General features: G+C 63.0%; 23 protein-coding genes. 10 read left to right on the top strand and 13 right to left on the bottom strand.

The features are described 5' to 3' along the window. Positions 1 to 63: 63 nt before the first annotated feature. The 7 genes from JL474_RS12410 to ada all read right to left on the bottom strand — a co-directional run bounded on the left by JL474_RS12410 (position 64) and on the right by ada (position 6,420). Positions 64 to 738, bottom strand: a complete 675-nt coding sequence (locus tag JL474_RS12410) for a hypothetical protein (protein WP_203142296.1) — start codon at positions 736 to 738, stop codon at positions 64 to 66. Positions 739 to 747: 9 nt separating this feature from the next. Then, on the bottom strand, positions 748 to 1,746 hold the full coding sequence (locus JL474_RS12405) for a 5'/3'-nucleotidase SurE (RefSeq protein ID WP_203142295.1): 999 nt from the start codon (positions 1,744 to 1,746) through the stop codon (positions 748 to 750). A gap of 76 nt (positions 1,747 to 1,822) precedes the next feature. Further along, positions 1,823 to 3,037 (bottom strand): hypothetical protein, encoded by a 1,215-nt coding sequence (locus tag JL474_RS12400; RefSeq protein ID WP_203142294.1) that lies wholly within the window; start codon positions 3,035 to 3,037, stop codon positions 1,823 to 1,825. Continuing rightward, on the bottom strand, positions 3,034 to 3,882 hold the full coding sequence (locus tag JL474_RS12395) for a hypothetical protein (protein WP_203142293.1): 849 nt from the start codon (positions 3,880 to 3,882) through the stop codon (positions 3,034 to 3,036). Before JL474_RS12395 ends, JL474_RS12400 begins: the two co-directional genes overlap by 4 nt. An 84-nt stretch (positions 3,883 to 3,966) precedes the next feature. Beyond that, on the bottom strand, positions 3,967 to 4,320 hold the full coding sequence (locus JL474_RS12390) for a DUF1428 domain-containing protein (protein ID WP_123634681.1): 354 nt from the start codon (positions 4,318 to 4,320) through the stop codon (positions 3,967 to 3,969). Positions 4,321 to 4,429: 109 nt separating this feature from the next. Further along, a complete protein-coding gene (locus JL474_RS12385; protein ID WP_203142292.1) occupies positions 4,430 to 5,338 on the bottom strand; it encodes a DNA-3-methyladenine glycosylase family protein in 909 nt (302 codons plus the stop codon). Further along, positions 5,335 to 6,420, bottom strand: a complete 1,086-nt coding sequence (gene ada / locus JL474_RS12380; RefSeq protein ID WP_203142291.1) for a bifunctional DNA-binding transcriptional regulator/O6-methylguanine-DNA methyltransferase Ada — start codon at positions 6,418 to 6,420, stop codon at positions 5,335 to 5,337. Before ada ends, JL474_RS12385 begins: the two co-directional genes overlap by 4 nt. Positions 6,421 to 6,750: 330 nt before the next feature. Between ada and JL474_RS12375 the strand changes: the two genes are divergently transcribed. Together JL474_RS12375 and JL474_RS12370 are read left to right on the top strand one after the other, a co-directional pair. Continuing rightward, complete coding sequence (locus JL474_RS12375) at positions 6,751 to 7,152, top strand: PA2779 family protein (RefSeq protein ID WP_123634678.1); 402 nt, start codon at positions 6,751 to 6,753, stop codon at positions 7,150 to 7,152. A gap of 4 nt (positions 7,153 to 7,156) precedes the next feature. Further along, positions 7,157 to 8,140: a PA2778 family cysteine peptidase gene (locus tag JL474_RS12370; protein WP_236012208.1), complete on the top strand. Its 984-nt coding sequence runs from the start codon at positions 7,157 to 7,159 to the stop codon at positions 8,138 to 8,140. Positions 8,141 to 8,160: 20 nt separating this feature from the next. On the opposite strand, the gene JL474_RS12365 is transcribed toward JL474_RS12370, so the two are convergent. The 6 genes from JL474_RS12365 to JL474_RS12340 all read right to left on the bottom strand — a co-directional run bounded on the left by JL474_RS12365 (position 8,161) and on the right by JL474_RS12340 (position 14,717). Continuing rightward, entirely contained in the window at positions 8,161 to 9,012 is an 852-nt protein-coding gene (locus tag JL474_RS12365; protein WP_123634677.1) for a DUF2059 domain-containing protein, read from the bottom strand. 150 nt (positions 9,013 to 9,162) lie between these two features. Further along, entirely contained in the window at positions 9,163 to 9,882 is a 720-nt protein-coding gene (gene phoU / locus JL474_RS12360) for a phosphate signaling complex protein PhoU (RefSeq protein ID WP_123634712.1), read from the bottom strand. A 26-nt stretch (positions 9,883 to 9,908) separates the two neighbouring features. Continuing rightward, on the bottom strand, positions 9,909 to 10,790 hold the full coding sequence (gene pstB / locus JL474_RS12355; protein WP_123634676.1) for a phosphate ABC transporter ATP-binding protein PstB: 882 nt from the start codon (positions 10,788 to 10,790) through the stop codon (positions 9,909 to 9,911). 14 nt (positions 10,791 to 10,804) lie between these two features. After that, positions 10,805 to 12,076, bottom strand: a complete 1,272-nt coding sequence (gene pstA / locus JL474_RS12350; protein ID WP_203142290.1) for a phosphate ABC transporter permease PstA — start codon at positions 12,074 to 12,076, stop codon at positions 10,805 to 10,807. Next, positions 12,069 to 13,457: a phosphate ABC transporter permease subunit PstC gene (gene pstC, locus JL474_RS12345; protein WP_203142289.1), complete on the bottom strand. Its 1,389-nt coding sequence runs from the start codon at positions 13,455 to 13,457 to the stop codon at positions 12,069 to 12,071. Before pstC ends, pstA begins: the two co-directional genes overlap by 8 nt. A gap of 207 nt (positions 13,458 to 13,664) precedes the next feature. Then, a complete protein-coding gene (locus JL474_RS12340) occupies positions 13,665 to 14,717 on the bottom strand; it encodes a substrate-binding domain-containing protein (RefSeq protein ID WP_190294867.1) in 1,053 nt (350 codons plus the stop codon). 408 nt (positions 14,718 to 15,125) lie between these two features. Here JL474_RS12340 and JL474_RS12335 point away from each other — a divergent pair, with 408 nt between their 5' ends. The 8 genes from JL474_RS12335 (at position 15,126) to JL474_RS12300 (ending at position 22,810) form a co-directional block, all read left to right on the top strand. Further along, positions 15,126 to 15,680, top strand: a complete 555-nt coding sequence (locus JL474_RS12335; RefSeq protein WP_203142288.1) for a TRAP transporter small permease subunit — start codon at positions 15,126 to 15,128, stop codon at positions 15,678 to 15,680. A 29-nt stretch (positions 15,681 to 15,709) separates the two neighbouring features. Next, positions 15,710 to 17,062 (top strand): TRAP transporter large permease, encoded by a 1,353-nt coding sequence (locus JL474_RS12330; RefSeq protein ID WP_123634710.1) that lies wholly within the window; start codon positions 15,710 to 15,712, stop codon positions 17,060 to 17,062. 67 nt (positions 17,063 to 17,129) lie between these two features. Then, on the top strand, positions 17,130 to 17,531 hold the full coding sequence (locus JL474_RS12325) for an acyl-CoA thioesterase (RefSeq protein ID WP_123634672.1): 402 nt from the start codon (positions 17,130 to 17,132) through the stop codon (positions 17,529 to 17,531). Between the two features lie 50 nt (positions 17,532 to 17,581). Then, positions 17,582 to 18,670 (top strand): AraC family transcriptional regulator, encoded by a 1,089-nt coding sequence (locus JL474_RS12320; RefSeq protein ID WP_203142287.1) that lies wholly within the window; start codon positions 17,582 to 17,584, stop codon positions 18,668 to 18,670. A 202-nt stretch (positions 18,671 to 18,872) separates the two neighbouring features. Beyond that, positions 18,873 to 19,049, top strand: a complete 177-nt coding sequence (locus JL474_RS12315) for a hypothetical protein (protein WP_190294865.1) — start codon at positions 18,873 to 18,875, stop codon at positions 19,047 to 19,049. 27 nt (positions 19,050 to 19,076) lie between these two features. Continuing rightward, on the top strand, positions 19,077 to 20,474 hold the full coding sequence (locus JL474_RS12310; RefSeq protein ID WP_203142286.1) for an aldehyde dehydrogenase: 1,398 nt from the start codon (positions 19,077 to 19,079) through the stop codon (positions 20,472 to 20,474). A 25-nt stretch (positions 20,475 to 20,499) separates the two neighbouring features. Further along, positions 20,500 to 21,339 (top strand): p-hydroxycinnamoyl CoA hydratase/lyase, encoded by an 840-nt coding sequence (locus JL474_RS12305; protein WP_123634669.1) that lies wholly within the window; start codon positions 20,500 to 20,502, stop codon positions 21,337 to 21,339. Between the two features lie 13 nt (positions 21,340 to 21,352). Then, entirely contained in the window at positions 21,353 to 22,810 is a 1,458-nt protein-coding gene (locus JL474_RS12300; protein ID WP_203142285.1) for an AMP-binding protein, read from the top strand. Positions 22,811 to 22,839 lie beyond the last annotated feature (29 nt).

The raw sequence follows: 22,839 nt of genomic DNA, 5'->3' as shown, positions 1-22,839 counted from the left end.
GAGTGATGTCGGGCATTGTACGGGGAACGGCGCCCGCCGGAACAGGCGCCGTCTTGCGAGCGGTCAGCGAATCCAGTACCCGGACAGCTCGCTTCCCGGCAGGTACGTGACCAGAACGTCGCGGCTGGTGTACAGGCTGTCGGTGCTCAGATAGCCATTGACGAGCTTGCCTCCGCATTCGGCGCTGGTCAGCCGCACCGCCACCAGCGTGCCGTCCAGCGCGAGGCTCAGGTTGCCCGCCGTATCGCAGCCGTTGACCGACACCGTGAAATCACCGTCGGACGCTGCCGTCAGGGTGTAGAGTTCGCCATCGAGGCGTACCTGATAGCGGCCCGCCAGGTCAGCCACCGAATAGTCCAGGGACTTGGCCGTACTGGCCGCCAACGTGACCGACTGGCCATCCAGGGTGCATTGAAGTGCCTCGTCGGCGGCCTGGCAGCTGCCGCCGCCAGCGAACTCGAAGGTCCCGGTTTTGGCAGCATAGCGTCCACTGTATTCGCTGCGCCGGTCCTGTTCGTCCAGTACGACCAGCGTCAGGTCATCAGCACCAATGACCGTCGCGGTAGCCAGGCGCGGTGCCCCATTATCCTGGTACACGCCGGCGTACTGGCCGACCAGTTTGTCGACGGTCGCAGCGGCATCGTCACTGTCATCGTTGTCAGAACCGCCGCAGGCAGCGAGCAGCAGGGTGGTCGCCAGCACCAGCAGCGACCGACTCAATTGTGAAATCCCGTGCATGTTGTTCCCTTACCGAGCCAGCGCGTTGAGTTTCTGGGCGGTCAGCGCCACCTTGGCGCGGCTGGCCTGGACATGGGCGTCGATGGTGCTGATGGTGATGTAGCCTTCCTGCACCCACTTGCCCTCGGCGTTGGCACTGTCGTCGTCCACCAGGCCACCGCTGAAGGAAATCCCCGCTGCACCGGCGTAGGCCGCTTCGGCCTGGGCACGCGCTTCGACTTGAGACAACGAACTGTCCGACGCCATGATGCTGGCGGTGACGTAGCTCATCATCAGTTCGTTCTGGGACATGTCCTCGACGAACGTGGCGTCGTAGCCGCCGGCGTTCCAGGCGACGTCGGTAAAGCGGTAACCCAGGTTGTTGTCCACATCGTCCGGCGTGTTGACGTTCAGGCCGGTGAACGGCGGCAGCAGGGCCTCGTCCGCGGAACGGTTTGCCTCCAGTTGATCGACGATATCGACGACGATCTGCGCCACGGTCGTGGCTTTGGTGGCGTCGCCATCCGCAGCGCTCACGGCGATCGCCGGAATGCCGCGGGCAATGCTGATCATGGCCGCGCCCAGCGTGCCGGAGTTGTTGTTCATGTAACCCAGGTTGTTGCCTTCGTTGGGTCCGGAGATCACCAGGTCCGGCGCCGCGCCCCAGACTTTCGGTGCCACCACATCCAGACCGTGCAGGACCGCCATCACTGGCGTGCCCTCGGTAAAGTCCTCAAAGGCCATCGTCTCTTCGGTGTCGCCGACGCAGTATTTCTGCTGGCCAGCCTTGCTGTCGTCAATCGACACCGGTTTGAGGAAGTTCAGGGCGCCACCCTTGCCGCTTTGTCCGGTGCAGGGGGCAGACATAATCACATTATGACCGGCAGCCTGAAGGGCGCTGAATAGGGTCTGGATATTATCCGTATCCCATCCGTCGTCATTGGTCAGCAGGATGTTGAGGGCGGATGCCTGGGCGCTGAACAGCAGAGAGCCGGCCAGGGCCAGCGGCGTGAGTAATGAACCTTGCATCGATTGCTCCTGTCATGGGTTAAGAGACAGGAGCAGACTGGGTTTGGCCGATGTCAGAACCGTGAAAAAGAGATCCCTAAACGGAATGGGATCTCTCTGTCGGAGCCGATGGCGCATGGGCCAGCAGGTCCGGCGGCAGATCAATGTGATCCGCGGGCAGGGCCAGCCGATAGCGCAGGCGGGCGCTGGTTCGTTCCCGCTCGCTGACGACCAGGTAGGGTTCGGCCAGGACATCACCCAGCACGCGAATCAGCTCTTCCTTGATGCGGTTGCGGTTCTGGTCCAGCGTTTTGGAACGCAGGCCGTGCTCGCGCAGATCGTTCACCGCCTTGGCATGGCCACCGTATTCGGCCATAAATTCAGCCAGCGCCTGCCCTTCCCGTTTATCCGGCCGGTTGGAGGGCGGATTGGCAAACCACCCATCGCCCTCCTGGCGCTTGCGGGCATACCAGGCGTAATGCAGCAGCGGCGTCGGCGCCAACGTCAGTGGAATGCCCCGGACGCGAGCGCGGCCCTCCTCCAGATCGAACGCCAGACGCTCGTCGCCGTGCGCGATATCCCGTGCCCGCGCGACATCGAAGTCGAAAAGATGCAGCCCTCGGATGAACCAGGCCCGTTGTCTGGCGTCCAGCGGTGGTTGAACCAGGGCAAGGTCCCGCAGTTCGGCAAAGGGCCGGTCAAAGTGCTGGCAGAGCTCGGCAAGCAGCTGGCCCTGTTCGCGACTGACACCCTCCGCCAGGGGCGCCGTCAGACGCCGGGCCTGGCGATGCGATTCGCCCCCTTCAACAAGCCGGTCGTACCAGTGCCGTTGCCGGTCGCCCAGGGGGCGTGGCAGCAACAGGATCAGCGCCAATGCCAGACCGGCGAGAGCCAGCCCCTGCCCTGCCAAGGACCACATGGCCACCTCACACGTCGGAGTCAGCCCCACATGGAACACCTGACCCTCGTGGGGCCAACGGATATCCACCGGCGACGTCACCGCACCGGCCTCCCCCAGCGGCCCCAGGGCATCAACCGTAGCCGAGCACTCCCGGAGAACCGGCCAGGGCAGCCAGCCCTCAATGCGAAGTCCATCCAGATCCGCCGCCAGTTGATGGCGCATCACCGTCATCAGTCCGGGCCGGTCATCGCCGTTGACCAGGGCCTCGTCCATCGCCGCGGGTAATGAGTTCGACAAGCGCTCAAACAGGCTGTGCTCCAGCCCCTGCCGGGCACTGACGACCAGAAGGCCTGCCAGCACCAGGGCCAGTACCAGCCAACCCAGTACGCTCAGGAAGATACGCCGATTCATGGCGGACACTCCCCGTGAGCTGGCTCAAAGGTCGGATCGATATGGGCATAGAGCCCTTTGAAAACATCCATTTGCACCAGCAGGGCACAGCGGAATTCAACATCGGCGGCCAGCGACCGGCTCAGGAACCAGCGCCCGGTCGGCAGGTTTTCGGCAATGGCCAGACGCCGCTCCGGCGGCACCTCCTGTTCCCCCACCCATTTAATGCCGCTCATCAGATCGATCCGCCCTTCGGCAAAGGCCTGGTAGAGCGCTCGCCGATCGGCAAAGAAATGCAGCTGCCGGTCGCTCAACGTGATGCCGGCGGCCTGGAGCTGACCCATCGGCTGCTGGAAGGAAGACTGGCTCTGACTGTCCTGAATCAGGCCCACCCGTTTGCCGGCGAAATAGCCCGCCGTCAGGCGAGGTGTGTCACCATTGCTCAGCCAGTAGACGGAGTAGTCCGGCGTTTTCTGCACGCTGTCGTAAAACCGGTCGTAGTTCGACAACAGGCCTTTCAGGACCCGCTGCCGGTTCCAGAGCAGGTGAAAGTGCTGCCTGGCCAGCTGCCGGGTGGTCAGCTGCTCCCGGGGCTGCCAGGAAATGTCCACCGCCTCGAAGCGGGCGGCGATGCGATTCGAGGCGCACAAGTGGTCGGCGAACGTCTGTGCCAGGTAGTTGGTGGTGCTCAGCACACGGAACACGCCTTCCCCACCGGATCGATCACCGGTCGAGCAGCGATAGTGATCGAAGGGTCCGACCGCCACCGGCGCGCCATACACGCGCCCCAGCACGATGGCGGTCAGAACAGACAGCAGGAGAACCAGAGCCACCAGGACCCGGTAAGCTGTAACAGACAGAGGCATAACACTCGGTATTCCGGACGGTTACCACGGAGGTTAGGCCGCTAACATGTCAGTTCCATGACAATCCCACCGCCATTGGCCCCCTCACGCATCCACCACCTGCTCAAATCCGCCAAAGATCATCCGTTTGCCGTCGAACGGCATCTTGCTCATGTCCATGTTCATGCGCGGGTCTTCCATGGCTTGCTTCAAGCCGGTATCCCGAACCGCCTTCGACGGCCACAGGATCCAGGAAAACACCACCACCTCGTCCGCCTTGCACTGGACGGCCATGGGGAAGGAGGTCAGCTTCCCTTCCGGCACATCGTCGCCCCAGCATTCCACCAGCTGCAGCGCACCGTGGTCGCGAAAGATCGCCGCGGCCTCCCGGGCCATTTTGAGGTACGCCTCTTTGTTCGTTTTGGGAACCGGCACCACAAATCCGTCAACGTAAGCCATGTCGCCTCTCCTTTGATTGTTGGGTGACAGGTATTGGTCGAACGGGTAGCCGGTATCTCGACTCTCGGTGCAAAAAAATCGACGGCAACAGGGGTGCCGGCTTCGGGAGCTAATACCCGGCGGTGGACTGCAGGCCCCACAGGTGGGCGGCCACCAACGCGCGCCAGGGCGAGAAGGGTTCGAGCCAGGCTTTGGTCTCGGCTTCGGTGGGTTTTTCCGGGGTTTCCAACAGTGCCTGCAGGTTGCGGCGCACCGCAACGTCACCGTGGAGGGAGCCGTCCATCCAGCCGAAGCCTCGCATCAGGGCATAGCTGACCGTCCAGGGGCCGATGCCCTTGACCCGGTTCAGTTGCGCGCCGATGGCTTCGGCCGACGTCTCAGGCAGGGGATCTTCCAGCGGCAGATCGCCGGCCACCACCTGCTCGCCGACGATCTTGAGCGTCGCCGCCTTGGTCCGGGACAACCCGGCCGCCTGCAATTCGGCGGCCTCGGCTTGTGCGACCCGACGAGCATCCGGCACACACCACAGGCCGCTGGAATGCGCCGCTCCGGCGGCCTGGATAAACCGCCGCCGGACGGAGACGGCCGCACTGACGCTGATCTGCTGGCCGGTGACCGCCCAGGTCAGAGCTTCAAACGGCGTGGCGGTTTGCGGCACCCGTAACCCGCGATTGCGGGCCACTATCGGACCCAGCCGCGGATGGTCGAGCATCGCCGCCTCGAAGGCCTCCACCGGCTGGGTCAGGCCCAGCATGCGGCGCGTCATCTGTTCCAGCCGCGCCGGGCTGCTCTCGGGTCGGTGACCGTCCACCGCCAGCTCGACCGCGACCAGATCCGTCTCGAAATCCAGCGTCAGGCACGCCGGCACGCCGTCCCAGAAGAGCCCCTTGCGGACTCGCTGCCCAGTGACCTGCTCGGCCAGCTGCTCGCTGTCACGGCGGTGAAAGGCCAGGACATCGTGGGCGCGAAAGCCGGCTGGCAGCGGGATCGTCGTCCGAAGGGGCGAAGGGTCACTCAACGGCGATCTCCCTCGGCGGCTCTGGCTTCGTGTTCCAGCAGACGGCGTTTGCGCTCCACGCCCCAGCGGTAGCCGGACAGTCCGCCGTCGTTGCGCACGACCCGGTGGCAGGGAATGGCGCAGGCCAGCCGATTGGCGGCACAGGCGCCGGCCACGGCCCGCACCGATGTCGGGGAACCGATGCGCTCGGCCACCTCGGTATAGCTCAGGGTCTGGCCGGGCGGGATCTGGCGCAGGACGTCCCAGACCCGACGCTGGAAAGCGGTGCCGCGAATATCCAGCGGCAGATCCAGGCCCAGCTCCGGCGCCTCGACAAAACCAACCACTTGACTCACTACGGATTCAAAATCCGGATCACCCGGCGCCAGGTCGGCCGCCGGGAAACGATCTTGCAGGTCGCGCACCAACACCTCGGGGTCATCCCCCAACAGGATGGCGCAGATTCCCGCCTGGCTCTGGGCCACGAGCACGGCGCCCAGAGAGCAGGCGCCCACGGCAAAGCGGATACGGCTGTCGGGGCCGCCGGCCCGATAACGGCTGGGCGTCATTCCCAGGACCTCACTGGATTCGTTGTAGAAACGACCGCTGGAACCATAGCCGGCCGCATAGACAGCGTCGGTCACCGACCCGCCCTGCGCCAGCGCCGAGCGCACCCGGTCCGCCCGTCGTTCAGCCGCGTAATCCTTTGGCGAGATACCGGTCACCGACTTGAAGGTGCGCTGGAGGTGAGCGGGGCTCCAGCCGACAGCCTGCCCCAGGCTCTCCAGGTCGGGCGGGGATTCGGCGGCATCGATCAGCCGGCAAATCGCCGCCACCTTTTCCGACCGCTCACTGGCCGGAGACCCCGCCTCCGGCCGGCAGCGTCGGCACGGCCGGAATCCGGCCCGCTCGGCCTCCGCCGGCGTGGCGTGAAAGGCAATGTTCTCGGGTTTGGCCAGCCGCGACGGACAGTTGGGGCGGCAGTAGACGCCGGTGGTTCGCACGGAATAGACGAAGACACCGTCGGCCGCCGGGTCGCGAGCCCGCAATAAAGACCAGCGCGGGTCGTTGGTAATCGCTTCGGTTGTGGCGTTGGTGGGCATCTCACCCCTCCTCTGATTCGGTCATCCTACGCCAACACTATCGCCGCGGCCTACCCCGGACACTCCGTTTCTTGCGCCCGAATCCCTTCGATTCAAGAGCGACCCTGATTACGATCCAGTGAGGTGGGGAACCCACTAGAATCGGGCCCCATCGGGTCGTCCACGGCAACAAACTACGTCGCTTTAAGCGTCACATTAAACCCTGTTAACCCGGATTTCTCGGCACAGACATCATCTGGTCCTAAACTCTATGACGGTTGAATCATAAATTGCAGGCGTCGTTGCCACCCTGGCCGGCGTCCAGACAGCGTATGACAGGAGTTAAAGCTGATGCACACAATAAGGCAGTACAACCGCCCCATCGCCACCCTGATGTCCATCGTGATGCTGCTCTTCACCCTGGCTGCAGCCCCGGCCTCCGCCAGCGTCGTCGGTACCGGCGAGTTGCTGACCCAACAGCGGGCCGACATCGATCGTGAAGACCTCACCCGCATGCTGGCCCGTGACGACGTCAAACAGGCGCTGTCCGACATGGGCGTGAGTGAGCAGGAAGTCCGGGACCGGATCCAGAGCCTGACGCCGTCCGAACTGGCCTCCTTCAAGCAGCAGTTGGCGGATGCCCCCACCGGTGAGGGCGTCGTCGGCATCATTGTGCTGTTCCTGGTGATCTTCATCATCACCGACATGCTCTGCGCCACCGATATCTTCCCGTTCATCAACTGCATCCGCTAACGCCATGCCGTCAGTGAATGCGTTCAGGGTGGCTCCGGCCGGGGCCGCCCTGCTCTTCCTGATGATCGGCCTGCTCAGCGGTTGCGCCACCACCGCGCATTGGCCGGTCACTGCTCAGCTCGACCAGACGCCCTCCCATCAGTTGGACACGGTGCCGTTCTATCCCCAGGAAAAATACCAGTGCGGCCCTGCAGCCCTGGCGATGATGCTCAACACCCAGGGGGCGGACGTCACGCCGGAGGATCTGGTGGGACAGGTTTACCTGCCGGAGCGCCACGGTTCCCTGCAGGTGGAAATGGTCGCTGCCGCCCGCCAGCACGGCATGCTGGTGTATCCGCTGAAACCGACGCTGGACGACGTCCTGGCCGAAATCGACGCCGGTCACCCGGTGCTGGTCCTGCAAAACCTGCGCTTTGGCTGGTGGCCCCAGTGGCACTTTGCGGTGGTGATCGGCTATGACACCCAGGCGGATGAGATGATCCTCCACAGCGGTACGGAAAAGGCCTACCACGAACCGCTGACGGCCTTTATGGCGACGTGGGACCGGGCGGATAACTGGGCCCGGGTGATGTTACCGCCCCGCGAATTGCCCGCCACGGCCGAACCGCTGGACTATCTGGTCAGCGCCAACGACCTGGAGACCACCGGTCAGCTGGACGCCGCCCGCGACGCCTACCAGACCGCCCTGGCAACCTGGTCGGATCAGCCCGCGGCCTTGCTGGGTCTGGGTAACATCGCCTATCGGCAGCAGCACTGGGACGAGGCCACGAAGCAGTATCAGCGCCTGACCGCCGATTTTCCGCGCATCAGTGCCGGCTGGAACAATCTCGGCGAGGCCCTCGCAAAACAGGGCTGTGGTGAAGCCGCCGCCCGCGCCCATGCCTGCGCCCGCAGCCTGAAGCCGGAGCGCTATGACGACACGACGAGCGCGACTGTCGAAGGGAACGGACCGGCCGACTGCCCCGTGGTGGATTGCCCCATCCCGTGAGCGGTCGACCGGCTCCGTCGTTATGAGCCGGCGGCGTTGGGGTTGAGCAGCCGCACTAACTGGTTGCCGACCGACTCCACCGGTTTCAGGATGGCCTGCTGAATGCTGTTGGTGACGACCCGGTTATAGGCGGCCCCGGCATCGGTTTCCAGAAAATCCAGGTACTGATCGATCTCATCGATGCTGAAGTGCTCGTAGGTGTACAGATAGGCGGCGTAGACCTGCTGCTCCACGGCACCGCGCAGCATGAAGCGTTGATCCTCGATCTGCTGCTTCATCTGCTCCAGGGTCGGGCCCTGCTTGCCGCTGAAGGCGGACATGGCCGACGCCAGCCCCAGTTGCACGGCCACGGCCGTATCCACCGTGCTTTCGGTCGCCCGGGAGACGCGGTCGAAGCGGGAGAAGGTGTCGGCCCTTTCGGTGCCCTCATATTTTTTCACCAGGGATGGGCCCTGCGTCTCGATGGTCTTCCAGGCCGCCGGGCGGGACGCGGCAACTTCCGCCTGCGCGATCCGCTGGCCCAGAGGGGTCTGGTACCAGTCCCGAACCGCTTCCAGCTGGCCGTCGTCGAGTTTGCTGGCCAGATCATCCACCACCTGTTGACGGATGGCCGCGCTGCTGAAGGCCCGACTGACGATGCCACCCACCATGTCGGCGACCATCGGATCCACCTGGCCGGTCTGCTTCAGCCCCTCGCGAATACCCTCGCTCATCATCGCCGGGTACTGGTCGATGATCTCGCCCAGCGGTGATTCGCTGACCACGGATTCGGACAGGGGGCTGGCGTCCGCCAGACTGCTGGCCAGCACCAGCGCCATCAGGGTCAAACGCCGCAACGGGGCCAATACATTGGGGGAAGGAATCGCTCGCATTACAGATGTGCTCCTGTTTTCGGTCCGCCCGTTATGCCATGGCGTCCCGGATGCAGCAAGGGATCTGCAGTACGATTGGATGACGGTTTGGTGAGAAAGTGGACAGGCGGCCCGACCGGACAACCGGTCCGACCGCCTCGGGCGTCACACTCAGTTGCTGACAACCTTCTCGGCTTCTTCCATCGGGGTGTGGCGCACGTCCTCACCCTTGGCCATGAAGATCACATGCTCGGCAATGTTGCAGGAATGGTCACCCACCCGCTCGAGCGCGCGCAGCACCCACATGACGGACATGCAGCGGGTGATGTTGCGGGGATCTTCCATCATGAAGGTGACCAGCGTGCGCGTGGCGGCCTGGTACTCTTCGTCCACCCGCTTGTCTTCTTTCATGATGCGCAGGGCCAGCTCGGAATCCAGTCGGGCAAAGGCATCCAGACTGTCGCGCAGCATCTGGCTGACGTGATTGCCGATGTGACGGGTCTCCACGTAGCCGCGCGGCGCCTTGCCTTCCTCGGACAGGCTCAGTGCAAACTTGGCGATCTTCTTGGCTTCGTCGCCGATCCGCTCCAGATCCGCCACCATCTTGATGACCGACAGCACCAGGCGCAGATCCCGCGCCGCTGGCTGGCGCCGGGCGATGATGCGGGTCGCTTCCTCGTCGATTTCCAGCTCCAGCTGGTCGACCTGCTTGTCCCGGGCCCGGATCTCGTCGGCGCGATGGCCGTCACCTTCGATCAGCGCGTCGATGGCATCCACCACCTGCTGCTCGACCATCCCGCCCATGCGCAGGAAATCTTCCTTCAGACCGGCCAGATCTTCATTGAACTGGTGGGATATGTGATCGCCGTATACGTCTTCGTCATTCTTCATCATCAATCTCCGCTCGCAGACTTGGATCAGCCAAACCGGCCGGTTATGTAGGATTCAGTCAGCTCATGCTGGGGTGCCGTAAACACCTTGTTGGTTTCATTCACCTCCACCAGGTGGCCCAGGTGGAAATAAGCCGTCCGATCGGACACGCGGGCCGCCTGCTGCATCGAGTGCGTCACGATGATGATCGTATAGCTCTGGGACAGTTCGGCAATCAGCTCTTCAATACGCGCGGTGGCGATCGGATCCAGTGCTGAACAGGGCTCATCCATCAGCACCACTTCCGGACTCACGGCGATGGCTCGGGCGATACACAGCCGCTGTTGCTGGCCGCCGGAAAGACCGGTTCCGGGAGAATCCAGACGGTCCTTGACCTCATTCCAGAGGCCGGCGCCGCGCAGGCTGCGCTCGACGATGTCATCCAGGTCCGATTTGCGATTGGCCAGCCCGTGGATGCGCGGGCCGTAGGCCACGTTGTCATAGATGGACTTGGGAAACGGGTTGGGCTTCTGGAACACCATACCCACGCGGGCACGCAGCTCCACCACATCCCGTTTGGCGTCGTAGATGTCCTCGCCGTCCAGCTGCAACTGGCCTTTCACACGGCAGATATCGATGCTGTCGTTCATCCGGTTCAGGCAGCGCAGGAAGGTGGATTTGCCGCAACCGGACGGTCCGATAAAGGCAATCACCTCGTTCTTGGCGATATCCAGGCTGATGCCCTTGATGGCGCGAGCATCGCCGTAAAAGACTTCCACGTCACGCAGGGTGAACTTCGGATCGTCGGCAAAAGGCTTGCCAACGGTTCGCCCCTCCAGTTCAGCGTCGTTGAAGGTGGCCCCGCCACGGGTCTCGGGCTCGTCTTTGACCGGGACGTCCTGGTCAATCGCCGAATTCATCGTATTCATACTCAAATCTCCTGTTACCACCGACGCTCAAGGCGACGGCGCAGCCAGATGGCCAGGGCATTCATACCGATCAGGAAGGTCAGCAAGACCATGATCGCGGCGGAAGCCCGTTCAATAAAGGCAAGTTCCGGGCTACCCGCCCAGAGGAAAATCTGCACCGGAAGCACCGTGGCGGCATCCACGAAGCCGGACGGGACATCCACGATAAAGGCCACCATGCCAATCAGCAGCAGGGGCGCGGTTTCACCCAGCGCCTGGGCCATGCCGATGATGGAACCGGTCAGCATGCCCGGCAGCGCCAGCGGCAGCACATGGTGCAGCACCACCTGCATCTTGGACGCGCCGATGCCCTCGGCCGCTTCGCGGATCGATGGCGGCACGCTCTTGATCGCGGCCCGGCTGGAAATGATGATGGTCGGCAACGTCATCAGCGTCAGCACGAGGCCGCCCACCAATGGCACCGAGCGCGGCAGACCGAACAGGTTGATGAACACTGCCAGGCCCAACAAGCCGAAGATGATCGACGGTACCGCGGCCAGGTTGTTGATGTTCACCTCGATGAAATCGGTGAATTTGTTCTGTGGCGCGAATTCCTCGAGGTAGATCGCCGCGGCCACACCGATCGGGAACGACAGCAGCAGCGTCACCACCATGGTCAGCACGGAACCCACGATCGCCCCCAGCACGCCGGCATGGCCCGGATCCCGGCTGTCGCCGTTTTGGAAGAACACGTCGTTGAAGCTGTTCTGGATGATGCCCCGTTCCTGCAGCTGATCCACCCAGCCCTGCTGTTTCTCGGACAGCTGGATGGAATAGTTGGGATCGTCGGCGTGCTTCACGTAGACGCTGACATCGTCGCTGACCAGGAACGTCATGGTCTGGGTTTTACCCAGCAACGACGGGTCCGCTTCCAGGGTATCGCGCACCTTGTTGGCGGCGTAACTGCTCAGCAGGTGCCCCAGATCCCGATCGTCACTGTCGCCGGCTTCCGGCACGACGTCGTGCAGGGCGGCCAGCAGCGGCGCCTTGAAGTCGGCCATGCTGAAGGCGTCCTTGTCGGTGGCGTCCTCCAGGTACATGGTTTTCGGGTCGAACCGGACCTCAAGGGTCATGGTGGTCTTGATGAATCCGGTATACCCCTTGCCGATGATGTCCGCGAACAGCGTCACCAGGGCGGCCAGGGCAATGGCAATCGCCAGGATGCCGTAGAAGCGGAAGCGGCGCTCCTTGCGATAGCGCCGTTTGAGGGACTGGCGGACCAACGCCGCCTGCTCGTGATTACTCATACTGTTCCCGGTACTTGCGTACAACATGAAGAGCGATGACGTTCAGCGCCAGGGTCACGATGAACAGCATCATGCCCAGGGCGAAAGCGGACAGCGTCTTGGCGCTGTCGAATTCCTGGTCACCGGTCAGCAGGGTCACGATCTGCACGGTGACCGTGGTTACGGCTTCCAGCGGGTTGATGGTGAGGTTGGCCGCCAGGCCCGCTGCCATCACCACGATCATGGTTTCACCAATGGCGCGGGACACGGCCAGCAGGATGCCGCCCATGATCCCCGGCAGGGCGGCCGGGAAAATCACCTTGGTCATGGTTTCCGCCTGGGTGGCGCCCAGGGCCAGGGATCCGTCGCGCATGGTCTGCGGCACCGCATTGATGACGTCGTCGGACAGCGATGACACGAACGGAATGATCATGATGCCCATCACCAGACCGGCCGCCAGCGCGCTTTCGGTCGAGGCATCGAGCCCCAGCCAGCCGGCCGCATCGGCGATGAACGGCGCCACCGTCAGCGCTGCAAAGAAGCCGTACACCACCGTCGGCACACCGGCCAGCAGTTCCAGCAGCGGCTTGACGATGCTGCGCATGCGCTTGGAGGCGTACTCCGACAGGTAGATGGCCGACATCAGCCCCACCGGCACCGCCACCACCATGGCGATCCCGGAAATCAGCAGGGTGCCGACAAACAGTGGAATCATGCCGAAGGAACCGGACGAGCCGACCTGATCCGCCCGGATCGCGGTCTGCGGACTCCAGCTGGTGCCGAAGAAGAACTCCAGGAACGAGACTTTGTGGAAAAAATGAATGGTCTCGAAAATCACCGAGAAGATGATGCCTACGGTGGTCAGGATGGCCAGCCCGGCACACATGAAGAAAATCTTGCGCAGGGTCGACTCGACTTTCGCCCGCGCATTGATGTGCGGCGCAATCCGCAACCAGGCGACGAACGCCCCCAGTATCGCCACACAAATGACCAGGATGGTCATCATCAGTTTGCTTTCAGCCCGCAGAGCGGTCAGGCGATCCGCCGCACCGGCAATGGGCTCGGGCACAAATTCCGGCGACAGGGCACCGGACGCCACATTGCTGATCTGGGACAGGATCAGGCTGGCCCGGCCCGGCGAATCCGGTTGGATGTCCGCCGGCAGCGAGCCGATCACCAGCGTCTGGATCACCTTGTCCTCGAAGCCCAGCCACAGGGCGAAGATGATCAGGGCCGGCAGGCCGCACCAGAGCGACGCGCGTGCCGCATAGTAGAACGGCAGCGATTTGAGGTGTCGGATGCCGCCCAGCGGGGTCGCGAGTGCCCGGGACCGGGCGTAGCCCAGCGCAAAGGCGATCCCGATCAACACCACCACCAGCGGAAACAGATTACCCGGTTGCATGTTGTCTCTCTTTCGGTGAATTCAAAGAAGCCTCTGCAATGACCCGTCTGAATCAGACCGTTGCAGGGACTCCCTTGTGTGGGACACCAGTCTAGCCTGCTGCTTCGACTGAGTCACAAAGTCATCTTTTGATGCGGCCTTCAATATGCGAAAAGTGCGGAGCCGATATCGGCCCCGCACTTCCTGTGACTGCATGTCTGAGCTGGCTTATTTCAGCTCGTCTCCGGTCATCGGCGTCATCGCCTTGGCGTTCTTGGCCTGCTGAACGCGGGCATCGCGCGGCAGTGCAATCAGGCCAACGTCTGCCAGGTAGCCGTTCGGGCCCCAGGTGCTTTCGCTGGTGAACTCGCCCACATACTCGGGGATCCCCGGGATCACGCCCACGTGCGCCTTCTTCACGTAGAACCACAGTGAACGGGCCAGCGGGTAGGCGTCGCTGGAGATGGCGTCCTGGGTCGGCTGCTCACCGTTGATGGTGGCGGCCTGCAGGGTACCGGAGTTCTCTTCCAGGAAGCTGTAGCCGAAAATGCCGTAGGCGCTGGTGTCGCTGGCCAGCTTCTGAACGATCAGGTTGTCGTTCTCGCCGGCTTCGATGAAGGCGCCGTCTTCACGGATGCCCTGGCAGACTTCGTCTTTCTTGTCGCCAGCCAGTTCTTCGATGTTGGCCACTTCTTCACAGCCACCTTCCATGGCCAGCTCGACAAACGCGTCGCGGGTACCGGACGTCGGCGGCGGGCCCATCACACGGATCGGCTTGTTAGGCAGGCTGGAATCCACGTCGCTCCAGTTCTTGTACGGGTTGGCGACCAGCTTGTCACCACCGTCGGGATCCGGAACCTGCTTGGCGAGGGCCAGGTACAGTTCTTTCAGGTTCACATCCAGGTTTTCAGCCTTGTTGGAACTGGCGATCACGATGCCGTCACTGCCGATTTTCACTTCGACGATGTCCTTCACGCCATTGCTCTGGCAGCGTTCGAACTCGCTCGGCTTCATGCGACGGGATGCGTTGGTGATGTCAGGGTGCTCGGTGCCGACGCCGGCACAGAACAGCTTCAGACCGCCGCCGGAACCGGTGGATTCCAGCTTCGGAGTGGGGAATTTGGTGTTACGGCCGAAACGCTCAGCCACAACCGTCGCGAACGGGTAAACCGTGGACGAACCGACGATGTTGATAGTGTCACGAGCCAGGGTCGGCGTGGATACGGCAGCCAGGGCGCCGGCTACCGCAACACTGGCGACAGCTGTCTTAATAGTTTTCACGTTGAGCCTCCATACATGCGATTTTTCGCGGGCTCTGCTGGTCGTTGTGAATGTGTGCGTCAACCAGGCCCGCTTTACAAACCGGCAGTCGTGAGCCGATGAGTGAGAAGACTAAGGACTCTTTGTGACACTTATATTACAGCAAGCACCACCGTCTAGATTTTTTTGGTGCGCGCTGTCAACACGGCGCTTTGATGCAGAACACGGCGATTGATATAAGCCATCAGCGAGCCCCACGTGTCATGAAACGGAAACCGTCATCCTTTATGGCCCGCCCATCCGACCCTCTTAGCCATTGGTCGGTCGGGGCGATCATTTTTGTTGCAGATGCGTCCGATGCCACTAACATGAGAGCTGGGGAGCCGGTTATCGCGGCGCCCACTCAAACAACAAATCACTATAAAAACCATGACTCAAAACAGCCTTCTCCTTCGCCTCACCGGCTACCTGGACGAATTCACGGAACGCACTGGACGCACCCTGGCCTGGCTCAACATCGGTATGGTGGTCCTGACCTTTGCCGTCGTTGTGCTGCGCTACCTGTTCAACCACTCGTCGATCTTCATGCAGGAAAGCGTCATGTACCTGCACTCGATCGTGTTCCTGCTGGCCAGCGCCTATACCCTGAAATACAACGAACACGTGCGGGTGGATATTCTCTACACGCGTCTGTCCGGTAAAGGCAAGGCCCTGGTGGATCTGCTCGGCACGCTCTTCCTGCTGATGCCGGTGATGATCTTCATCTTCTTTGTCAGCCTGGGCTACGTGGAGAGTTCCTGGGCGATCCAGGAGCGCTCCCCGGAGACCAGCGGCATTCCCCTGGTTTATCTGCTCAAGACCCTGATCCCGCTCATGTGCGTGTTTATGGTGATCCAGGGCATCGCTGAAGTGATGCGCAATATTGCCGTTCTGGCCGGCGCGATTCCCAAGGAAACCGGTCCGGCCGCGGAGGATACCCTGTGAGTCCCGTTGTCGAGTTCCTCCCGCTGATCATGTTCGGAGTGGTCTGCATCGTTTTGATGGCAGGCTTCCCCGTGGCGTTCTCGCTGGCCGGTACCGCCCTGGCCTTTGCCTTTGGCGGCATGCTGTTCGGCGTGTTCGATACCAGCTTCCTGGGCGCCACGCCCAACCGCCTGTACGGGCTGATGACCAATGAAACCCTGATTGCGGTGCCGTTGTTCATCTTTATGGGCTGCATGCTGCAGCAGTCGAAAATCGCCGAGAACCTGCTGGAAAGCATGGCCGACCTGTTCAAGGGCGTGCGCGGCGGCCTCGGCGTATCCGTGGCCATCGTCGGTATGCTGCTGGCGGCCAGTACCGGCATCGTCGGCGCCACCGTGGTCACCATGGGCCTGATTTCCCTGCCCACGATGATCAAGCGGGGTTACAGCCCGTCCCTGGCCACCGGCACCATCTGCGCCACCGGCACCCTGGGCCAGATCATTCCACCCTCGATTGCGCTGGTGCTGCTGGGAGACGTCATGTCCAGCGCCTACCAGCGGGCCCAGCGGATGCAGGGCATTTTCAGCCCGGACACCGTCTCGGTGGGCGACCTGTTTGTCGGCGCCCTGATCCCCGGGTTACTGCTGGTGGTGCTGTACATCCTCTACATCGTCGCCGTCGCCTTCATCAAACCGTCCGCCGCCCCGTCCGACAACCGGACCGAGGAAGAAAAGAGCGAGCGGGATCTCAACCTGTGGCGTGACCTGACGCCGCCCATGATCCTGATCGTGGCGGTACTGGGCTCGATCCTCGCGGGCATTGCCACGCCCACCGAAGCCGCCGGTGTCGGTGCCCTGGGAGCGACCATACTGGCCGGCGTCCGCCGGCAACTGGGCATGACCGTGCTGCGCGACGTCTGTCAGCAGACCACCCGGGTCACCTGCATGGTGTTCCTGATCCTGGTGGGTGCCGCCATCTTCTCCCTGGTGTTTCGCGGCTATGGGGGCGATGAACTGATCCACGGCATCTTCAACGACATGCCCGGCGGTGTGGTCGGGGCGATGATCGTGGTCATGGTCGTGATCTTCCTGCTGGGCTTTATCCTGGACTTCATCGAGATCACGTTCGTGGTGGTGCCGATCGTGGCGCCGGTGCTGCTGAAGATGGGGCTGGACCCGGTCTGGTTGGGCATCATGATTGCCCTGAACCTGCAAACGTCGTTCCTGACGCCCCCCTTCGGCTTCTCGCTGTTCTACCTGCGTGGCGTGGCGCCGCCGGAAATTAAAACCTCCCAGATCTATCGTGGCGTGATCCCTTTCATTATCATTCAGCTGATCATGCTCATTTTGCTGGCCATCTGGCCGGTACTGGCCACTGGTCTGCCCGATGCGCTGTACGGATAAGCCATCGGGCCACGGCTCCGCACGCACATTTCATAATCAATAAGAGTTTGACTGGCGAAACACATCCATGAATCTGACGGACGACGACAAACCCAATCCCCGGGGCCAGCTTGCCCTGCAGGTCGTGCCCCTGCCCTCGGACACCAATGCCAACGGCGACGTCTTTGCCGGCTGGCTGGTAAAACAGATGGACATGGCCGCCGCCACAACGGCCGGCCGTCTCTCCCGCGGGCGTAATGCCACGGTGGCGATCGAACGCATGGAGTTCCTGTCTCCCCTGCGGGTGGGCTCGCAGGTGGCCTGCTACACCGACCTGGTGGACATCGGCCGCAGCTCCATGAAGATCAACGTGGAAGTCTGGACCCTGGACCGGGACAAGGACCGCATGCGCAAGGTCACTGAATCCCTGTTCGTATTCGTGGCCATCGACGAACACGGCCGCATCCGGGAAGTGCCGCAGCAGAACTGAGGGCTCTCCCCGGGGCCCGAACGCCGGCCAAACCGGATCGACCGGGCCCCATGCCGGGCGCCGGCTGGCCGTGGTTTGCCGATGCCGTATTGGGAGCGCTTAATCCCGCCATGCACGAGAAGGAAGACTTCGGGACCGGAGCCAATCACTACGTCAGCTCCCTGTTCCATGCCACAAGACAGCAGGGGGTGGACCCCATACCCCTGCTGGCCGAGGCGGGCCTTCCGCTGTCCGTGATCGACCAGCCGGAGCAGCGGATTCCCACGGAAAAGCTGGCCAACTTCCAGAAGTACGTCTGGGACCGGATGCAGGACGAGGCCATGGGACTGGCGGGCTGTTCGCTGCCGGCCGGCACCTATTACATGATGGGCCAGCTCACAGTGCACCAGCCAACGCTGGGCCAGGCACTGGCCCTGGGCTGCCGATTCTACAACCTCGTCACCCGGCGGGAACTGATCTCCCTGACGGACGACGGGCGCCATACGCTGCTGTCGATCAACCTGCCCCGCCCAGAGCTCGACTATAAGCACCTGTTCGCCGAAATCGCGTTGCTCTCCTGGCACCGCTATGCCTCCTGGCTGATTGCCGACAGCCTGCCCCTAGTCGAAACCCGCTTTAATTACCCGGCCCCGGCCCATGTCGGCGAATACAGCTACCTGTATCCCGGCGTTCATCAATTCGACTGTGACGACCTGAGCCTGGTGTTCTCCAACAGCTACCTCAACCGGCCGGTCAAACAGAATGAAGGCTCCCTCAAATCCTTCATGAACAACTGCCCGCGGGAACTGTTCCGGCGTTACAAGACGGACTACAGCGTCACCACGGAACTCAAGCGGATCCTGACCAAGGAGCTGGCCGACGGGGGGCTGACGATCGATCAGGCCGCCGCGGCACTGCACATGACCACCCGCACGCTGACGCGCCGTCTTTCCGAAGAGGGGGCGTCCTTTCAGCAGATCAAGAACGTGGTGCGCCGAGACCTCGCGATCCGGTGGCTGGTCGGCCCGGACGACATGGCCATCCACGATGTCGCAGAACGGGTCGGTTTTTCCGACCCCGCCGTTTTCACCCGGGCGTTTCGCAGCTGGACCGGCGATTCGCCACGCCGCTACCGGGACAAGTTCCGGCAGGGACGCTGAGACGCCCGCTTCCTCTCCGGCCCGGATGCCGGTAATACCTGTCCATTATTCTTTGCACCTTTAAACAGATGGCGGGAAATGCAAATTTTTTCGTCTACTTCTGCCATTCTGTCCCACCTCCCGTCGCACTATCTTGAAGACATCGGCCGGCTCGCCACGACCCCGCGGGCCCCCGTCCAACAACGACAAGAAGCACATGACTATGGACAAGCTCCCTTTGCGGACGCTCGAGCAGACGCGCAGCGAATCGGGTCGCGTCACTTTCAGTTCCCTGACGCCGGCCAGCGCCCTCTTCCTGCCGCGGCGCCCCCGTCAGGATGCGGTGGCGCGCCGGATCACCGGGCAGCGGGCCGGCACCGTCGCCCAAGCCGTCCTTTAACCGGAAACCTTGTCAAGCGAGGCACCTATGAACTTTCAACGCATCAACCCGATCACCGGTGACGTCGCCAGTGAAGCACCCGCCATGAAAGCCGCCGACATGGCTCCCTTGGCCGAGCAGGCCCAGGCCGGCTTCGAGGCCTGGTCGAAACAGGGCCCCAACACCCGCCGCGCGGTGCTGTTCCGGGCCGCCAGTGCCCTGGAAGCCCGCCAGGACGCCTTCGTCAAGGCAATGATGGAAGAAACCGGAGCCACCGAAGGTTGGGCCCTGTTCAACCTGACCCTGGCCGCGTCCATGCTGCGCGAGGCGGCCTCGCTGACCACGCGGATCAACGGTGAGGTCATCCCGTCCGACAAGCCCGGCTGCCTGGCCATGACCCATCGGGACCCGGTCGGCGTCATCCTCGGCATCGCGCCCTGGAACGCCCCGATCATTCTGGGCGTTCGCGCCATCGCCACCGCCCTGGCCTGCGGTAACGGCGTCATCCTGAAGGCGTCCGAAATCTGCCCCCGCACCCACAGCCTGATCGCGGAGGCCCTGAATGATGCCGATTTCCCGCCCGGCACGGTCAGCCTGGTGACCAACGCCCCGGAAAACGCCGGTGAGGTGGTGGGCGCCCTGATCGACCACCCGCTGATCAAACGCATCAACTTCACCGGTTCCACCGAGGTCGGGCGCATTATCGCCAAGCGGGCGGCGGAACATCTCAAACCCTGCCTGCTGGAACTGGGTGGCAAGGCGCCGTTCGTCGTGCTGGAAGACGCCGACCTGGATGAAGCCGTCAACGCCGCGGCTTTCGGCGCCTTCATGAATCAGGGGCAGATCTGCATGTCCACCGAACGGCTGGTGGTGGTCGACGCCGTCGCCGATGCCTTCGCCGCCAAATTCACGGAGAAGGTCCGAGGCCTGAAGACCGGCGATCCCCGTGAAGGCAAGGCCCCGCTCGGCGCCGTCATCGGCCAAAGCACCATGGAGCGGGTCAACGCCCTGATCCGGGATGCCGTGGGCAAGGGCGCCACCGTACTGACCGGCGGCACCGAAGACTCCCTGTTGATGCCTGCCACCGTGCTGGACGGCGTCACCGCCGCCATGGACATCTACCGGGATGAAAGCTTCGGCCCCGTGGTTGCCATGATCCGGGCCCGGGATGAAGACCATGCCATCGAGATCGCCAACGACAGCCAGTACGGCCTGAGCGCCTCCCTGTTCACCCGGGATCTGTCCCGCGGGCTGAAACTGGCGAAGCGGATCCGTTCCGGCATCTGCCACGTCAACGGCCCGACCGTCCATGACGAGGCCCAGATGCCTTTCGGCGGCCTGGGTGACTCCGGCTACGGCCGCTTCGGCGGCCAGGCGGGCATTGACCAGTTTACCGAACTGCGCTGGATCACCGTCGACACCGAATCCGGCCATTTCCCTTTCTAACCCTGACGTACATTGAGGACCTGTAATGACCATTGAAAGAAGCGAAGCCGAAACGGTTGCCTACACGGTTGAAAACCGAATCGCCTGGGTCCGGTTCAACCGGCCGGAAAAACGCAACTGCATGAGCCCCAAACTGAATCGCCAGATGATGCGGGTACTCGACGAGCTGGAGTTCCGGGACGATGTGGGGGTGCTGGTCCTGACCGGCGAAGGCTCCGCCTGGTCCGCCGGCATGGATCTGAAGGAATATTTCCGTGAAACCGAAGCCCAGGGGCTGGGTGCAACGCGCCAGGCCCAGCGTGAATCCTACGGCTGGTGGCGCCGACTGCGCTGGTACCAGAAACCGACGGTCGCCATGGTCAACGGCTGGTGTTTCGGCGGCGGCTACGGCCCGCTCTTCTCCTGCGATCTCGCCTTCGCCAGTGACGACGCGATCTTCGGCCTGAGCGAAATCAACTGGGGCATCCTGCCCGGCGGCGGGGCCAGCAAGGTCGTGGCCGATCTGATGCCCCTGCGGCAGGCCCTGTACCACGCCATGATGGGCGAAAACATCGACGGCAAGACCGCCGCCGAATGGGGCCTGGTCAACGAATCGCTGCCGGCCGACCAGTTGAAGGAGCGTGTGGTTGCCGTCTGTCAGGTTCTGCTGGAGAAGAACCCGGTGGCCCTCAAGGCCACCAAGGATGCGATTCGCCGGGTCAAGGAAATGACTTACGACAACGCCGAGGACTATCTGGTCCGCGCCCAGGAAGCGGCCAACAGCTTTGACAACGACGGCCGCAAGGAAGGCATCCGGCAGTTCATCGACGAAAAAAGCTACAAACCGGGCCTGGGCGCCTACGATAAATCCAAGCAAGCGCAGTAAGGGAGCCATCACCATGGACTTTCTCGGGTTTCAGGCCAGCATCCGGCCAGACGTTCTGGCGGTGGAAGACCTGACGTTCGATCGACGCTGGACCTACGCAGCCTTTGATCGATTCGTCAGCCAGGTGGCGAGCGAGTTGCATCATCGCGGCGTGGCTGTCGGCGACCGGGTGGCCACACTGTCGAAGAACCGGGCCGAGCTGATTGCGCTGCACCTGGCTTGCGCCCGCTGCGGTGCCCTCTTTGTGCCCCTCAACTGGCGCCTGTCCCGACCCGAGATTGATGCCCTGCTGGCGGATTGTGAACCGGCCCTGTTGTTCGGCGATCGTCTCGCCGACGACATGGGGCTGGCTCACGAGCCCATCGACAACCTGCTGGAGTCGGCGGAAAACCAACCGCCCATGGCTCCCCGTCCACTGGATCGATCGCTGCCGTCCCTGATTCTCTACACCTCGGGAACCACCGGGACGCCCAAAGGCGTCCTGCATACCGAGGCGAGCATCATGGAAACGGCCATCAACGCGTCGTTGGTGTGCCAGGTGGACTCGGCGTCCGTGTTTCTATGCGACACGCCGATGTTCCACGTCATCGGCCTGATCACCTGCGTTCGGCCGGCACTGTATAACGGCGGCCGTTTGGCCGTTTCCGACGGCTTCGAGCCGGAACGCACGCTGGCCCGCCTGGGTGATCCCACATTGGGCATCACCCACTATTTCTGCGTGCCCCAGATGGCCAATGCCCTGCGCCAGTTGGCGGACTTCGACCCGACCCGTCTGAGCAAGCTGAAAGGCCTGCTGACCGGCGGCTCCCCCCATCCGGCCCCCCAGATCCGGGCCTGGCTGAACGACGGCATCCCGATCGTTGACGGCTATGGCATGAGCGAAGCCGGCACCGTATTCGGCATGCCCTTCAACCTTGACCTGATTTACCGCAAAGCCGGCTACGTCGGCGTGCCCTGCCACCGCATCGAGGCCCGTCTGGCCAATGCCAATGACGAACCTCTGGAGAACAGCGGCCCAGGCGAGGTTCAGCTCCGGGGCGACAATCTGGCGGTGGGTTTCTGGCGACGGGAACAGGCTTTCCGGGACTGCTTCACCGCCGATGGGTGGTTCCGCACCGGCGACATTGCCATTCGTGATCCCGACGGCTTCTATCGCATCGTCGATCGCAAGAAAGACATGTTCATCAGCGGGGGCGAGAACGTGTTCCCGGCGGAAGTCGAAGCGGCAGTGCTTGCTCAACCGGACGTGCTGGAATGCGCGCTCGTCGGCGTCCCGGACGAGCGTTGGGGGGAAGTGGGTTGCCTGTTCGTGGTGCCCCGGAATCCGGACGCACCGCCGACGACGGCGGCCATTCTCGCGGGCCTCGATGGTCAGTTGGCCCGGTACAAACTGCCCAAACAGGTGGTGATTCTGGACGAACTGCCCAAAAGCGCGACCGGCAAGGTTCTCAAGCGAGCACTCAGGCAATAGCCCCTCTGTCCTCATTGGCCCAAACGGGC

This window comes from Marinobacter mangrovi (genome assembly GCF_016798325.1).
Taxonomy (GTDB): domain Bacteria; phylum Pseudomonadota; class Gammaproteobacteria; order Pseudomonadales; family Oleiphilaceae; genus Marinobacter_A; species Marinobacter_A mangrovi.
This window is presented reverse-complemented; position numbering and strand designations above follow the sequence as displayed.

Bases quoted from the DNA above. Each gene is read 5' to 3' on its own strand.
- JL474_RS12405 (WP_203142295.1), bottom strand. From the start codon at position 1,746: ATGCAAGGTTCATTACTCACGCCGCTGGCCCTGGCCGGCTCTCTGCTG.
- JL474_RS12310 (WP_203142286.1), top strand. From the start codon at position 19,077: ATGAACTTTCAACGCATCAACCCGATCACCGGTGACGTCGCCAGTGAA.
- phoU (WP_123634712.1), bottom strand. From the start codon at position 9,882: ATGAAGAATGACGAAGACGTATACGGCGATCACATATCCCACCAGTTC.
- JL474_RS12375 (WP_123634678.1), top strand. From the start codon at position 6,751: ATGCACACAATAAGGCAGTACAACCGCCCCATCGCCACCCTGATGTCC.
- JL474_RS12370 (WP_236012208.1), top strand. From the start codon at position 7,157: ATGCCGTCAGTGAATGCGTTCAGGGTGGCTCCGGCCGGGGCCGCCCTG.
- JL474_RS12330 (WP_123634710.1), top strand. From the start codon at position 15,710: ATGTTCGGAGTGGTCTGCATCGTTTTGATGGCAGGCTTCCCCGTGGCG.
- JL474_RS12395 (WP_203142293.1), bottom strand. From the start codon at position 3,882: ATGCCTCTGTCTGTTACAGCTTACCGGGTCCTGGTGGCTCTGGTTCTC.
- JL474_RS12400 (WP_203142294.1), bottom strand. From the start codon at position 3,037: ATGAATCGGCGTATCTTCCTGAGCGTACTGGGTTGGCTGGTACTGGCC.
- JL474_RS12335 (WP_203142288.1), top strand. From the start codon at position 15,126: ATGACTCAAAACAGCCTTCTCCTTCGCCTCACCGGCTACCTGGACGAA.
- JL474_RS12305 (WP_123634669.1), top strand. From the start codon at position 20,500: ATGACCATTGAAAGAAGCGAAGCCGAAACGGTTGCCTACACGGTTGAA.
- JL474_RS12410 (WP_203142296.1), bottom strand. From the start codon at position 738: ATGCACGGGATTTCACAATTGAGTCGGTCGCTGCTGGTGCTGGCGACC.
- JL474_RS12365 (WP_123634677.1), bottom strand. From the start codon at position 9,012: ATGCGAGCGATTCCTTCCCCCAATGTATTGGCCCCGTTGCGGCGTTTG.
- JL474_RS12320 (WP_203142287.1), top strand. From the start codon at position 17,582: ATGCCGGGCGCCGGCTGGCCGTGGTTTGCCGATGCCGTATTGGGAGCG.
- pstC (WP_203142289.1), bottom strand. From the start codon at position 13,457: ATGCAACCGGGTAATCTGTTTCCGCTGGTGGTGGTGTTGATCGGGATC.
- JL474_RS12390 (WP_123634681.1), bottom strand. From the start codon at position 4,320: ATGGCTTACGTTGACGGATTTGTGGTGCCGGTTCCCAAAACGAACAAA.
- JL474_RS12315 (WP_190294865.1), top strand. From the start codon at position 18,873: ATGGACAAGCTCCCTTTGCGGACGCTCGAGCAGACGCGCAGCGAATCG.
- pstB (WP_123634676.1), bottom strand. From the start codon at position 10,790: ATGAATACGATGAATTCGGCGATTGACCAGGACGTCCCGGTCAAAGAC.
- JL474_RS12325 (WP_123634672.1), top strand. From the start codon at position 17,130: ATGAATCTGACGGACGACGACAAACCCAATCCCCGGGGCCAGCTTGCC.
- ada (WP_203142291.1), bottom strand. From the start codon at position 6,420: ATGCCCACCAACGCCACAACCGAAGCGATTACCAACGACCCGCGCTGG.
- JL474_RS12300 (WP_203142285.1), top strand. From the start codon at position 21,353: ATGGACTTTCTCGGGTTTCAGGCCAGCATCCGGCCAGACGTTCTGGCG.
- pstA (WP_203142290.1), bottom strand. From the start codon at position 12,076: ATGAGTAATCACGAGCAGGCGGCGTTGGTCCGCCAGTCCCTCAAACGG.